The following is a 245-nucleotide window of genomic DNA, read 5'->3' as shown; positions in this document are numbered from 1 at the left end:
GCGGATCGAAAATGTCGTCCTGTGAATATGGGAGGACGGTCGAACAGGCTCAAATCGCTGACGCGCCAAGCTGACGGCCGTAGGCAACGATGTCCCTGCCCACGGCGATGCGATCAGCCTCAAACTGCCGCAGGGCAGTGGCAAGGTCAGTCGCCGACGCCAGGCAGTTGCTCAACGCCATGACATCGCCAGCTGCTTTCGAGACGCCCATTGCCGTGTGCGGCCGCGCAACGAAGGCGGCGTCA

Annotated in this window: 1 protein-coding gene; it reads right to left on the bottom strand. The window is 62.9% G+C overall.

The window, feature by feature from the left end:
* Nucleotides 1-49 precede the first annotated feature (49 nt).
* The coding region (locus SB724_RS21430; protein WP_486304065.1) for a hypothetical protein at nt 50-245 on the bottom strand (196 nt) is incomplete at its 5' end.

Origin of the sequence: Bacillus sp. SIMBA_031, assembly GCF_046535225.1 — a bacterium.
Classification (GTDB): Bacteria; Bacillota; Bacilli; order Bacillales; family Bacillaceae; genus Bacillus; species Bacillus velezensis.
The sequence above is the reverse complement of the archived record's forward strand: the minus strand, read 5'-3'. Positions and strand labels throughout refer to the sequence as shown.